The 12702-nt window shown below is 37.9% G+C and carries 13 protein-coding genes; 12 read left to right on the top strand and 1 reads right to left on the bottom strand.

What is annotated here, in order from left to right:
- The 9 genes from AC1DRF_RS09285 to AC1DRF_RS09245 form a co-directional block, all read left to right on the top strand.
- On the top strand, positions 1-1420 hold a 1420-nt coding region (locus tag AC1DRF_RS09285; RefSeq protein WP_477740635.1), incomplete at its 5' end, for a RecQ family ATP-dependent DNA helicase.
- Complete coding sequence (locus AC1DRF_RS09280) at positions 1420-2025, top strand: CPBP family intramembrane glutamic endopeptidase (protein WP_280158610.1); 606 nt, start codon at positions 1420-1422, stop codon at positions 2023-2025. The genes AC1DRF_RS09285 and AC1DRF_RS09280, both read left to right, overlap by 1 nt.
- 94 nt (positions 2026-2119) lie before the next feature.
- Positions 2120-2572 carry a DUF2663 family protein gene (locus AC1DRF_RS09275; RefSeq protein ID WP_097824550.1) on the top strand — a complete coding sequence of 151 codons (453 nt, stop codon included), beginning with the start codon at positions 2120-2122 and terminating at the stop codon, positions 2570-2572.
- A 54-nt stretch (positions 2573-2626) separates the two neighbouring features.
- Positions 2627-3001: a hypothetical protein gene (locus AC1DRF_RS09270; RefSeq protein WP_427075253.1), complete on the top strand. Its 375-nt coding sequence runs from the start codon at positions 2627-2629 to the stop codon at positions 2999-3001.
- A 20-nt stretch (positions 3002-3021) separates the two neighbouring features.
- A complete protein-coding gene (locus AC1DRF_RS09265; RefSeq protein ID WP_427075252.1) occupies positions 3022-3789 on the top strand; it encodes a metallophosphoesterase in 768 nt (255 codons plus the stop codon).
- 107 nt (positions 3790-3896) lie between these two features.
- Positions 3897-4808, top strand: coding sequence for a MerR family transcriptional regulator (locus tag AC1DRF_RS09260; RefSeq protein WP_025750422.1), 912 nt, complete (start codon positions 3897-3899; stop codon positions 4806-4808).
- 127 nt (positions 4809-4935) lie between these two features.
- Positions 4936-5538 (top strand): genetic competence negative regulator, encoded by a 603-nt coding sequence (locus tag AC1DRF_RS09255; RefSeq protein WP_043976361.1) that lies wholly within the window; start codon positions 4936-4938, stop codon positions 5536-5538.
- A 357-nt stretch (positions 5539-5895) separates the two neighbouring features.
- Positions 5896-7161 carry a Glu/Leu/Phe/Val family dehydrogenase gene (locus AC1DRF_RS09250; RefSeq protein ID WP_370506064.1) on the top strand — a complete coding sequence of 422 codons (1266 nt, stop codon included), beginning with the start codon at positions 5896-5898 and terminating at the stop codon, positions 7159-7161.
- 124 nt (positions 7162-7285) lie between these two features.
- Complete coding sequence (locus AC1DRF_RS09245) at positions 7286-8257, top strand: YpdA family putative bacillithiol disulfide reductase (RefSeq protein WP_043976363.1); 972 nt, start codon at positions 7286-7288, stop codon at positions 8255-8257.
- 19 nt (positions 8258-8276) lie between these two features.
- Here AC1DRF_RS09245 and AC1DRF_RS09240 read toward each other — a convergent pair whose 3' ends face one another.
- The gene (locus tag AC1DRF_RS09240; RefSeq protein ID WP_427075251.1) at positions 8277-9248 is read right to left on the bottom strand and encodes an asparaginase; all 972 of its coding nucleotides are present in this window, start codon (positions 9246-9248) and stop codon (positions 8277-8279) included.
- A gap of 198 nt (positions 9249-9446) precedes the next feature.
- On the opposite strand from AC1DRF_RS09240, the gene prsW reads away from it, so the two are divergent.
- From prsW to ypeB, 3 genes are all read left to right on the top strand, one after another.
- A complete protein-coding gene (prsW, locus tag AC1DRF_RS09235; protein WP_013059034.1) occupies positions 9447-10097 on the top strand; it encodes a glutamic-type intramembrane protease PrsW in 651 nt (216 codons plus the stop codon).
- Positions 10098-10242: 145 nt separating this feature from the next.
- The gene (gene sleB / locus AC1DRF_RS09230) at positions 10243-11175 is read left to right on the top strand and encodes a spore cortex-lytic enzyme (RefSeq protein WP_057233606.1); all 933 of its coding nucleotides are present in this window, start codon (positions 10243-10245) and stop codon (positions 11173-11175) included.
- 17 nt (positions 11176-11192) lie between these two features.
- Positions 11193-12542, top strand: coding sequence for a germination protein YpeB (gene ypeB / locus AC1DRF_RS09225; RefSeq protein ID WP_427075250.1), 1350 nt, complete (start codon positions 11193-11195; stop codon positions 12540-12542).
- The last annotated feature ends 160 nt before the right edge of the window (positions 12543-12702 follow it).

The raw sequence follows: 12702 nt of genomic DNA, 5'->3' as shown, positions 1-12702 counted from the left end.
GTTAGCGGTTCTTCCTACAGGAACAGGAAAATCATTGTGCTATCAGCTCCCAGCTTATTTGTTGAACCGACCGGTGCTGATTGTATCTCCTTTAATTTCACTGATGGAAGATCAAGTTCAACAACTAAAGGCAAGCGGAGAAAAGCGAGTTATTGCCTTAAATAGTTTCCTACAACAAGAAGAAAAACAACGAGCGCTAAAAAATTTAGCTTTTTATCGTTTTATTTATGCATCTCCTGAAATTTTGCAAAATGCTGTTGTAGTAGAAGCATTAAAGCAGGCAAAGGTAGGCCTTTTTGTTGTGGACGAGGCGCATTGTATTTCTCAGTGGGGACATGATTTTCGTTTAGATTATCTACARCTAGGAGATATATGGAAGGAACTTGGCAGTCCACTATGTCTAGCACTAACGGGAACTGCGACTAGGGAAGTAGTGGAAGATATTAAGCGCTACTTATCGCTTCCTGTTGTCAACGAGCACATCTATTCCATGAATCGAAGTAATATTGCGATGAAAGTTGATTTTGTTGCAAGTATTGAAGAAAAAAAAGAGAAATTACTGATGTACGTTAGTGAACTGCAAGGTCCGGGAATTATCTATTGTTCCAGCCGATCTTGGACAGAAGCGTTAACACAGCTTCTAAAGGAAAATGGGATACAGCGAGTGCAGTATTACCATGGGGGAATGGAACCGAATGAAAGAATGCTTGTTCAACAGCAATTTTTAGAAAATCAGCTTGATATCATTTGCTGCACAAGTGCATTTGGAATGGGGGTTAACAAATCGAATGTTCGCTTTGTTATTCATTTTCATACACCTACGCAGCTAGAAGCATATGTACAGGAAATTGGAAGAAGTGGACGCGATCAGCGAAACAGTATTGCGATCTTGCTTTATGCTGAAGGAGACGATGATTTTGCTCATTCTTTACTTGAAATTGAGCTTCCTTCTTCAGATACTATCTTATACTGCTTGTCGTATTTACGAAACCATGATCAGGCCATTCCTTTAAAACAAGTAGAGTCTCACTTTCTCTATACAGTAGGTGTTCAAGAAACACATTGGCGATTTATTCGTTATTATTTGTACAGAGAAAATGTAGTGAAAAATGAACATGTTGAACCCTGGAAAATTCCTGCATCGCTGCATGAAACGATTGTTGCAGCTGTAAATAAACGTCTTCGAAACAAACATGACAAGTATCGTGCGATGAAGGGGTTTATTGAGACAAAAGAATGCCGTCGTCACGTGCTGCTTGGCTATTTCGATGAAACGGGAAAATCAGAGCTTGAGAATTGTTGCGATTGCTGCGGCTTGGATTTAGAAAACTATAAAAAAACAAATGGTGAGCAGGAGCAATGGACATTTCAAGGCTGGGAATTAGAATTAGCTCGTTTGCTTCGTCAAGGAGAGATATAATGGCAAAATCACAGCAAGAGCTTATTTCATCCATGACAGATGCAGAGCTAGTTAAAAATTTATATGTAACACAGCTGCTCATCTGCTTCATTGCTTTAGGCATCGGTTTTTTTACATTCGATTCGTGGAATTCCTTTTTGCAGTTTTTTCAGCTGGATTGGTCTTCTATTTTATTGTACGGGGGAGGAACAGCTCTCTTGGTAGTAGGAGGAGATATACTTCTAATGAAATGCGTACCTGAGCATTTATACGATGACGGAGGGATCAATGAACGTTTATTTGCTAATCGTTCTGTTCCTCATCTGATCCTTATTTGCCTAATTGTTGCATGTTCAGAAGAAATATTATTTCGAGGGGTTATACAAGTTCAGTTTGGCCTCTTTTGGGCGAGTATTGTATTTGCACTGGTTCACATTCGATATTTAAAAAAGTGGTTTCTTTTTATTTCGGTTGTGTTTTTAAGCTTTTTAATAGGGTTGCTTTTTTGGTGGACTGAAAATTTGTATGTCACGATTTTTACTCATTTTCTCATTGATTTTTTATTGGGCCTGCAGATACGAAAATCAAAAGGGGAATCTGCACAGCCAGAAGAATTAATGCAGTAAAGGTTAAGGAAACAGCCATTAYTTTCAATACTACCCACATAATCTTTTATGTTCCCTCATATGTTGTACTAGCATACGAGGGGGGGGTGGAATAATGGAAAACAAAGTGATAGACTTTGAAAACGATGAAACACTTCAATATATATTAGCTAGCGTTATTAAAAGAAAAGAGACAGTCAATAAGCTGAAAGCTAAAGAGAAAAAATGGAAGCTTTTGTTTTTAGCCAGTGTAACGGCTGTTATTAGCTACTTTTTTTTCATATTTCAAAGCGGTTTTTTTACGACGTTTAGCGAATTTTTTTCATTTTTGTTAGGCAACATGGGACATTTGATGTTTCTATTGCTTACCGTCTCACTTTACTTTTATACTGTACAGCTGCAGAAAAAAAGCGAGAAAGCAGAAAAGACTTTTCAAGATTTGCGCTGTGAGATTATTAAAAGAAGCAAAGAGCTATGGGCGACGCCTGAAACATGGGAGCACCGAAAAGAAACGTTCCGCTGGATGCAGTCAACCTATGGAATTAATTTATATCATGAAAACAAATAGAATCGCATGAAAAAGCCTCTTTTTACATAGAAGTTTAGTGAAGGGGGTTTTTTTGTGAGGGATTGGTTTAACTTGCTGGCTGCGTGGTTATGCAGTTATTATATCAGCAGTTTAACGGCTGTAGGCTCAAAAGCTTCGTTAACCTATTTACTTATTCAAATGATTTTACATCCGTTAGATGTGTTTAGTGTTATAATCTTGTTTTTCACGGCTCTTTTTTGTCTGTCGGCGGCAGTTCGTAAAGTGTTTCTGCAAAGTCGGTTGCTTCTAAAAGGCTATAAGGTAAAATGGCATGAATACCTTGTTTCATGTCTATGTGTGATAGGAATTTTATCGTTAAGTGCAATTGCACTTTATCAAGTAGTAGGTTTGTTAACAATTGCGATAATTTATGCCCTTTCTTCTTTAAAGGAAACACATCGGATATAAAATGAAAAGAAGGAGAATATATGGTTATTCTTTTAATTGTTTTAGCGTTAGGCATAGGCTTGCTGATTTTTATGTTTTCAGAAGCCCATCGTACATATGTCGAAAAAAGAACGATTCATTTATCAAGATTTCCTGAAAATCAGCAGCCTTTGCGCCTGTTTTTTATATCGGATATACATAAGCGAACAGTTTCGTCGAAGCTGTTGGAAAAAATACCGGGCGAAGTAGATTTTGTGATCATAGGCGGTGATTTACTAGAAGGAGGAGTCCCTTTAGTGCGGGCTTGTCAAAATATTCAACAGCTTAAAAAGCTAGGACCCGTCTATTTTGTGTGGGGAAATAATGATTACGAAGTAAGTCAGATGCAATTGAAGCAGATGCTTAAAGATGAAGGAGTTATTGCCCTTAAAAATGAGCATGCCTTTGCCGTTTCTAAATATGGTACTACCTGCCATTTTGCGGGGGTAGATGATTTATCAGAAGGTCAGATGAATCTAAAGCGAGCCGTTTCTTCCATTGAACCTGAACAGCTTACCATTCTTCTAAGCCATAATCCTGATGTTATCTATTATGTAGATGAAGAATCAAAAGTAGATTTAATTTTGAGCGGGCATACACACGGGGGACAGATACGCTTATTTAATTTGGGTATGTATGAATTAGGAGGGCTGAAAGAAAAAAGAAAGATTCCTCTTTTTGTCAGTAACGGATATGGTACAACCTCTTTGCCTCTCCGTTTACAAGCTAGAGCCCAAACGCATTATATTACTTTAAAAAGGAAAGAATAGCCTTGAACAAACTCTTTACATAGCATATACAAATTTTACACACAGGATAACTTATCCTATAATTCAATTAATAGATACAGTTCACGAAGAGTAGTTGGAGGTTACGTATGGCTCACGAAGGGAAGTATAATATTAAAGCCATCTCAAATATGGTCGGAATCCAGCCGGGAACTTTGCGTGCATGGGAACGACGTTATCAAATTTTAAATCCTGTCCGCAACGATTCGGGGCATCGGTTATATACAGAGGAAGATTTGCGGAAATTAAAATGGCTCACGGAAAAAGTGAGCGGAGGTTTTACCATCAGTCAAGCGGTTTCGTTATTAGAAACGGAAAGCAGTACAGTAGGAACGTTTGAAGAAGAAGGAGAAGTAGACTCCCCTCAAAAAATTAGGGATGAGCTGTTAACGATGCTTTTATCTTTTGAAGAAGGAAAAGCACAGGATTTAATTAATCATGCTTTTAGCCTGTATTCGGTAGAAAAAGTGGTTATTGATATTTTGGGTTCTCTACTCGTGACGGTTGGAGATATGTGGGAAAAAGGGCAAATTACAAGTGCTCATGAGCATTATACGACTCAAGTATTAAAAACGCGTATCAGCATGATTTTTTATTCGCTGCCTTCAAATGGCTTATTGCCTAAAGCGATTGCTGTATGCGGACCTAATGAGACACATGAAGTGGGACTCCTAGTCTTTACGCTATTTTTACGCCGTAAAGGGTTTGAGGTTATTTATTTAGGAAGCAGCATTGAAGATAAAGATGTTGAGTTAATTGTTAAAGAAGTAGACCCAACGTTTTTATTTATGTCATGCACAATGATGGAAAATGCCGAGAAAACACTAAACTTGACGAACCAAATGATAAAGAAATTCCCGCATCTCAAAGTAGGGTTAGGCGGTTATGTGTTTGATGGTTTAGATAGCAAAAGAAAAGGCGAGGCCCAGCCGTTTATTTTAGGAAATACAAAAGAAGAGTGGAACAGCTGGCTAACAAAAAAATTAGCAGAAATTGATTGAGAATAGCTTGTCTTTCCTATCATAAACCTGTAAACTCGTAAGTAAACATCACGAACCGTTTTCCAAAAAATACATATACTGCATTATCGAACCATGTGGTTATGAGTGCAAGCGGGGAGGGACGCTAATGAGGCTTGAACGATTAAACTATAATAAGCTAAAAGTTTTTTTGACCTACGATGATTTACAAGAAAGAGGGTTAACAAAAGAAGATCTATGGACAGATACATTCAAAGTAAAACAGCTTTTTCGTGAGATGATAGAGCAAGCTTCTCAAGAACTGAACTTTGAACCTACAAATTCTCTTTCGGTAGAAGTTTTTTCACTTCAAGCACAGGGAATGGTTGTATTTGTGACGAAGCAGTATGAAGAAGAAACCAGCTACGGTGAGTTCGATGAAGACGAGTTCGAGGACTTCATTGAAATGCAGGTCATGCTAGATGAAAGCGAAGACATGTTTTTTGAGTTTGATTCATTTGAAGATGTCATTCAGCTGACCAAGCGCATGTCAAACTTTTACGATACGGATAGCGTGCTCTATTCATTTGAAAAACGTTTTTACGTGCTGTTGGATTATCACATGCTGTCACCGGCTGAAGTTGGGAATATGATTGCGGTTTTGGCGGAGTATGGAAATCCCTCTACAATTACAAAGCACCGCGTAAATGAATATGGAAAAATGTTAGTAGAAAAGAGAGCTTTGGAGTATATTAATTCTGTCTTTTCTTAATTGTTTAATTGAAATAATTACACCCGTGAAGGATAAAGCACTTTTATTAAAATAAGAGTGGCTGCACTTTCAGCTTGTACAAAGTTGTTGAAAGTGCTCTTTATCACCGGGTGTTTTTTATTTTTTTTAGACGATTAAAGCATACTAGAAAAGAGGCAGACTTAAAACATTGTAGCATACCTTGTAAAGTTATTGGAAGCGTTTTCTTGGAAGAACACAAAAAATACTAAAAGTTCGATATTTTCCTTTGCAATGTAAAACTAAGGGTGTATACTATGTCATGAAAGAAGCACCATTCAATTAAAAACGAATAATTTTCGATACATTTTAGGAGGTTTACAGATGGTAGCCGACAAGATGCAAGACAGTAAAAATAGTCAAGAAGAGAAGCATGATGTTTTAAAATCTACACAAACAGTGATACATAAAGCGTTAGAAAAACTAGGCTATCCTGATGAAGTGTATGAACTATTAAAAGAGCCATTACGAATGATGACAGTAAAAATTCCTGTTCGTATGGATGACGGATCAGTTAAGATTTTTACAGGTCACCGAGCGCAGCATAACGATGCAGTTGGTCCTACGAAAGGCGGAATTCGTTTTCACCCAAACGTAACTGAAAAAGAAGTAAAAGCTCTATCTATATGGATGAGTTTAAAATGTGGAATCGTTGACCTTCCTTACGGTGGAGGAAAAGGTGGAATTGTTTGTGATCCTCGAAATATGTCTTTTGGAGAATTAGAGCGTTTAAGCCGCGGATATGTTCGTGCGATTAGCCAAATTGTTGGACCAACAAAGGATATTCCAGCGCCGGATGTGTTTACAAATTCACAAATTATGGCTTGGATGATGGATGAATACAGCCGGATTGATGAATTTAACTCACCGGGCTTTATTACTGGAAAGCCCCTTGTCTTAGGTGGTTCGCACGGCCGTGAAACAGCGACTGCAAAAGGAGTAACTATTTGTATTCGTGAAGCAGCGAAAAAACGAGGCATTGAATTACAAGGTGCACGGGTAGTAGTACAAGGGTTTGGAAATGCAGGGAGCTTTTTAGCTAAGTTCATGCACGACGCTGGCGCTAAAATTGTAGGGATATCCGATGCGTACGGAGCGCTGCATGACCCTAACGGTTTAGACATTGATTATTTATTAGATCGACGCGATAGCTTTGGTACAGTAACAAAATTATTCAATAATACAATCAGCAACAAAGAGCTGCTTGAACTTGACTGTGACATCCTAGTTCCAGCTGCGATTGAAAATCAAATTACAGAAGAAAACGCCCATAACATTCAAGCGAGTATTGTAGTAGAAGCAGCAAATGGACCAACAACTCTTGAAGCAACGCGCATTTTGTCAGAGAGAGGAATTTTATTAGTTCCAGACGTTTTGGCAAGTGCCGGCGGTGTAACAGTCTCTTATTTTGAATGGGTGCAAAATAACCAAGGTTATTATTGGACGGAAGAAGAAGTAGAAGAAAAGCTTGAAAAAGTAATGGTTAAATCATTTAATAACATCTACGAAACCTCTACAACTCGAAAAGTCGACATGCGTCTAGCTGCTTATATGATAGGCGTAAGAAAAATGGCAGAAGGCTCTCGTTTCAGAGGCTGGATTTAAAAACAGAACAGCAGAACAATTGCGTAAATAGAAAAAATCTCCTATCATTAATGAGGAGATTTTTTTGTTTTACACTGCGTTAAAATAAAAAAAAGGTGCGTTTACAACTGAAGGAGTGACAGGCATGAAGAAAGAAAAAGTAATTATTGTTGGCGGAGGACCATGCGGCCTTTCAGCAGCTATCGAGCTTCAACATACAGGTATTGATGCCCTTGTAATTGAAAAAGGGAACATTGTGAATGCCATTTATAACTATCCGACCCACCAAACGTTTTTTAGTTCGAGTGAAAAACTAGAAATTGGGGATGTCCCTTTTATTACCGAAAATCGTAAGCCTGTGCGCAACCAAGCTCTTGCTTACTACCGAGAAGTGGTGAAGCGCAGGCAAGTTCGAATTCAGCCGTTTGAACGTGTCTTGCAAGTAGACAAACAAGCGGAAAACCAATTTATTGTCACAACATCTAAAGAGACATATGAAGCGGAGAATGTCATTATAGCTACAGGCTATTACGATCATCCTAATTATATGAATGTGCCTGGTGAAGATTTATCAAAGGTATTTCATTATTTTAAAGAAGCGCATCCGTACTTTGATAAAGATGTAGTCGTTATAGGCGGAAAAAATTCTAGCGTCGATGCAGCTCTGGAATTGGTGAAGTGTGATGCAAGAGTGACGGTTATTTATCGTGGCTCAGATTACTCGCCTAGCGTAAAACCTTGGATATTGCCTGAATTTGAGGCTCTGGTTCGAAATGGGACAATTAGGATGCATTTTAATGCTCATGTAACAAAGATAACGGATGAAACGGTAACATATGAACAGGAAGGGAAAGAATCTACGATTAGTAACGATTTCGTTTTTGCGATGACTGGGTATCATCCTGATCATTCGTTCTTAACAAAAATGGGTGTGGAATTAGATGATGAAACAGGCAGCCCTTCTTTTAACGAAGAGACCATGGAAACAAACGTGGAAGGAATTTATATCGCTGGTGTGATTGCTGCAGGAAACAATGCTAATGAGATTTTTATCGAAAATGGACGTTTTCATGGAAAATCAATTGCTTCTCATATTATTAACAAAAACAACGCATAGGCTTCTATGCGTTGTTTTACTAATGATTAAATAGCTGCTGCAGTTCATCATGATTCGTTGTTACTTGGAGAGCAACTAACAGTTTAATACGTGCTTTAGGACCATTTAAGCCATTTGAAAAAATAACGCCCATCTCTTTCAGCTGCTTGCCGCCGCCTTCATATCCATATACATCTTGAGCAATTCCATTAAAACAGCGGGAAACGAGCACGATGGGTATCTTTCGCTCTAAAAGCAATTGAATGCCTGGAATTGTGAGAGGAGGTAGATTTCCTTGGCCGAGGGCTTCAATTACAAGTCCATCAACATTCATTGAAGCCACTGCTTGAAATAAATGGTCGTCCATTCCTGCATAAGCTTTTAATAAAGTGATTTGTTTATCTATCTGATTGACAGGATAAAATTCGTGTTCTGTAGGCATGTGGTGAAAAGATACGCCGCGTTTTGTGATTAATCCTATTGGCCCGTACTGAGGGCTTTGAAATGTCGCTACGTTGCTTGTGTGGGTCTTGGTCACATTTTCAGCGGTATGAATTTCATCGTTCATCACAACTAAGACACCTTTTCCTTTTGCACCGTCACTAATAGCCACCCGAACCGCAGATATAAAATTATAAGGACCGTCTGAACCAATTTCATTGCTTGATCTCATGGCTCCAGTTAAGACAATTGGAATATCTGTATGCACTGTTAAATCTAAAAAATAAGCGGTTTCTTCCAGCGTGTCCGTACCGTGGGTTAGCACGACTGCATCAATTTTGCCTTCATTAATTTTATCGCGTATTTTTTTTGAAAGTATAAGCATTTCCTTAGGAGTAATGTGAGGAGAAGGCAGATGAAATGCTTCTTCTACGATTACATTGGCCATACCTGAAACAGATGATGTTGAGCGGTGAAGCGGATTTTGAATATCTGGTGTTACTGATCCAGTTGCCGTGTCTTCTTTCATAGAGATTGTGCCGCCGGTGTGAAGAATATAAACAGTTTTCATAAAGAGCTCCTTTCAATTTTTCATATAAGTATGATACATTTTTTGGTATACTTGTTTAAGGTCTTTGTTAGGCTTTGTAAATCGACAGCAAGTTATGTGAGCATTTACATATAAAGATAAGGACATTATAGACGGAGATTTTCATCCTAAAGATAACATGTTACTATTAAAAAAAATAGAGGAGATGAGGCGCTATTTATGTTGGCGATTGTATCTGCAGGCATTGCGCCAGGATTGGCATTGTTAAGTTTTTTTTATTTGAAAGATGAATATGAAACTGAGCCTATTTCAATGGTATTAAAAACATTTATTTTTGGAGCAATGCTTGTTTTGCCAATTATGTTTATTCAATATGTATTTGGTGAAGAACACGTTTTTCAATCACCTTTTCTTCAAGCATTTTTTACGACAAGCTTTTTAGAAGAATTTTTCAAATGGTTCATTTTATATTTCACGATTTATCAGCATGTGGAATTTGATGAGCATTATGATGGAATTGTTTACGGGGCAGCTGTTTCATTAGGTTTTGCTACCGTTGAAAATATTTTATATTTATTTGCAAATGGTTTAGAATCAGCGCTAGGAAGAGCCTTTTTACCCGTATCTAGTCATGCTTTATTCGGCGTCATTATGGGGTATTATTTAGGGAAAGCAAAGTTTTCTGAAGGAAAGGAAAAAACGAAGTGGACGCTGTACTCCGTATTTGCGCCGCTCATTTTACATGGAACATATGATTATATTTTAAAAACAATGGATCATTGGGTATTTATTATTATTCCATTTATGATTTATTTATGGTGGCTGGCGTTAAGAAAAGTAAAAAAGGCCAAACAGCCATCGATTGTCTAGGCTCAGCTTGTAAATCTTTTTTGAGAGATTTACGAGCTGAGTTTTTTCATTTCGGTAAATTTTGCGCATCTTGTATAAAAAAACAACCTTTACAAAAAATACTCCTATCATCTTATCAGTTACATACGATGTAGGAGGTTTTGTCATGTTATCATTTCGATGTTTTAAAAAGTATGCATGTCTCATATGCATATGTTCATTTATTGCAGCGTCCGTTGTGAGTCCAAAGGCCGCTCACGCGTTTTCAAATCAAGTCATTCAACACGGAGCAGTTGGAGATGACGTTATTGAGCTGCAGTCGAGACTTCAGTATTTAGGTTATTACAATGGGAAAATTGACGGTGTATTTGGATGGAGCACATACTGGGCACTGCGCAATTTTCAATATGAATTTGGCATTAAAAAGATTGACGGTTTAGCAGGCTGGCAAACAAAGATTAAATTAGCCAACGCAACAAAATATCACGAAAACTATGTGAAAAATCAAATTAGAAAAGGAAATAAGTTTACGCACTATGGCGGTCAGCCTCTTGATCAACAGTCTAAAGGAAGCGGTAGCAGTGGGAAAAGCAGCGGGAACAATGGTCAGCAAAAAGCACAAAGCGGATCTTCTCAAGCAAAAAAACCTGCCAGTCAGCCGCAGCGTAATACGTCTAAAGGAAATTCTGAACAGCAGAAAGAAAAAGCACAAAAGCCAACAGCGGTGAATGTACCAAGCGGCTTTTCACAAAATGATATTCAGCTCATGGCAAATGCCGTGCATGGTGAAGCACGGGGTGAACCATATAATGGCCAAGTAGCCGTAGCTGCCGTTATTTTGAACCGAGTTAACAGTCCGTCATTTCCAAATACAGTTGCTGGAGTTATTTTTGAACCGCGTGCATTTACTGCTGTAGCAGATGGACAAATCTGGCTTGAACCCAATCCAACATCTAAAAAAGCGGTTATGGATGCGATTAACGGATGGGATCCTACCGGGAATGCTATTTATTACTTTAATCCGGATACAGCAACAAGCGCATGGATTTGGTCACGTCCTCAAATTAAACAAATCGGGAAACACATTTTCTGTCGATAAAGAGAGGTGAAGGAAACATGATTCGAACAATTTTAATTGTATTATTAGCTATTGGTGTTGTAGGTGTAGGGTATTGGGGGTACAGCGAACATCAAGAAAAAGATGCTGTGCTGCTTCAAGCGGAGAATACGTATCAACGAGCATTTCATGATTTGTCATATCGGATAGATTTATTAAATGATAAAATCGGTGGTACGCTTGCCATGAGTTCGAGAGATCAGCTTTCGCCCGCGCTTGCAGAAGTATGGCGTTTAACTTCTGAAGCTCATAACGATGTAGGACAGCTGCCTTTATCGCTGTTACCGTTCAATAAAACAGAAGAGTTTCTTTCAGATGTTGGTGATTTTACGTACAAAGTGGCGGTAAGGGATTTAAGCAAATCCCCCTTAACAGATAAAGAGTATAAAACGTTAAATGCGCTTTATGATCAGTCAGGCGAAATTCAAAATGAAATGCGCCAAGTACAGCATCTGGTCATTGATAATAACTTGCGCTGGATGGATGTTGAGTTAGCCTTAGCGACAAAAGAAAAGCAAGGGGACAATACGATTATTGACGGATTAAAAACCGTTGAAAAAAGTATGGATTCTTTTGCCGAAACAGATTTAGGCGTTATGAATGCAACGAATGAGCAGGAAAAAAACGCTTTTCATCAATTAAAAGGTAGAGAAGTTAGTGAAGATGTGGCAAAACAAGTGGCGCGTTCGTTTTTGAATTTAAAAGGAAATGAACAAATTCATATTGTAAAGAGCGGAAAAGACGCTGATTATGAAGTGTACAGCTTAACCATTACAGATCCAAAGACTAAACAAGAGACGTATATGGATATTACACAAAAAGGTGGATATCCGCTTTGGGTGCTCGAAGATCGAGATATTAAAAAACAAAATATTAGTTTAAACGATGCTATGAACAAAGCGAATAAGTTTTTAAAAGATCATCGTTTTGAAAGCCTAGTAATGGCTGAAAGCGCTCAATACGATAACATGGGAGTCTTTACATTCGTAGAGCAAACGGAAAGTGGAGTTCGGATTTATCCGGATTCAGTTAAAATGAAAATGTCTTTAGAAGATGGATCTGTGATTGGTTTCTCAGCTAAAGACTTCTTATTAAAACATCGTACAAGAGATATTCCCAAACCTAAAATTTCGAAAGAACAGGCAAAAACCAAGCTGAACTCGAATGTAAAAGTGATGGAAGACCGTGTAGCAATTATTACGAATGATTTAAACGAAGAAGTGCTATGCTATGAGTTTTTAGGGACAATAAAAAATGATACGTATCGTATTTTCATCAATGCCGATACGGGTTTTGAAGAAAAAGTCGAAAAACTACAAAACTCAGAACCTTTATATAATGAAGTGTAAAGTTGATAAAAACCGGTGTCTATAGACCCCGGTTTTTTGTGTTTTTGATATTTTATTGAGTCTAAATAACTAATTTATATTTACAAAATAAACATATTTGACTATGTTTAAATAAAGGGAAAAAGTGTATATAGTGGAACTAAAGGAGAGAGAAGATGAT

This window comes from Priestia sp. P5_B4 (assembly GCF_056400385.1).
Note: the sequence above shows the minus strand (reverse complement) of the source record. Positions and strands in the feature narration are given on the sequence as shown.

What these genes read in the sequence shown, in the direction of transcription:
- AC1DRF_RS09265 (WP_427075252.1), top strand. Translation starts at nt 3,022, where the DNA reads ATGGTTATTCTTTTAATTGTTTTAGCGTTAGGCATAGGCTTGCTGATT.
- AC1DRF_RS09240 (WP_427075251.1), bottom strand. Translation starts at nt 9,248, where the DNA reads ATGAAAACTGTTTATATTCTTCACACCGGCGGCACAATCTCTATGAAA.
- AC1DRF_RS09255 (WP_043976361.1), top strand. Translation starts at nt 4,936, where the DNA reads ATGAGGCTTGAACGATTAAACTATAATAAGCTAAAAGTTTTTTTGACC.
- ypeB (WP_427075250.1), top strand. Translation starts at nt 11,193, where the DNA reads ATGATTCGAACAATTTTAATTGTATTATTAGCTATTGGTGTTGTAGGT.
- prsW (WP_013059034.1), top strand. Translation starts at nt 9,447, where the DNA reads ATGTTGGCGATTGTATCTGCAGGCATTGCGCCAGGATTGGCATTGTTA.
- AC1DRF_RS09280 (WP_280158610.1), top strand. Translation starts at nt 1,420, where the DNA reads ATGGCAAAATCACAGCAAGAGCTTATTTCATCCATGACAGATGCAGAG.
- AC1DRF_RS09245 (WP_043976363.1), top strand. Translation starts at nt 7,286, where the DNA reads ATGAAGAAAGAAAAAGTAATTATTGTTGGCGGAGGACCATGCGGCCTT.
- AC1DRF_RS09250 (WP_370506064.1), top strand. Translation starts at nt 5,896, where the DNA reads ATGCAAGACAGTAAAAATAGTCAAGAAGAGAAGCATGATGTTTTAAAA.
- AC1DRF_RS09260 (WP_025750422.1), top strand. Translation starts at nt 3,897, where the DNA reads ATGGCTCACGAAGGGAAGTATAATATTAAAGCCATCTCAAATATGGTC.
- AC1DRF_RS09275 (WP_097824550.1), top strand. Translation starts at nt 2,120, where the DNA reads ATGGAAAACAAAGTGATAGACTTTGAAAACGATGAAACACTTCAATAT.
- sleB (WP_057233606.1), top strand. Translation starts at nt 10,243, where the DNA reads ATGTTATCATTTCGATGTTTTAAAAAGTATGCATGTCTCATATGCATA.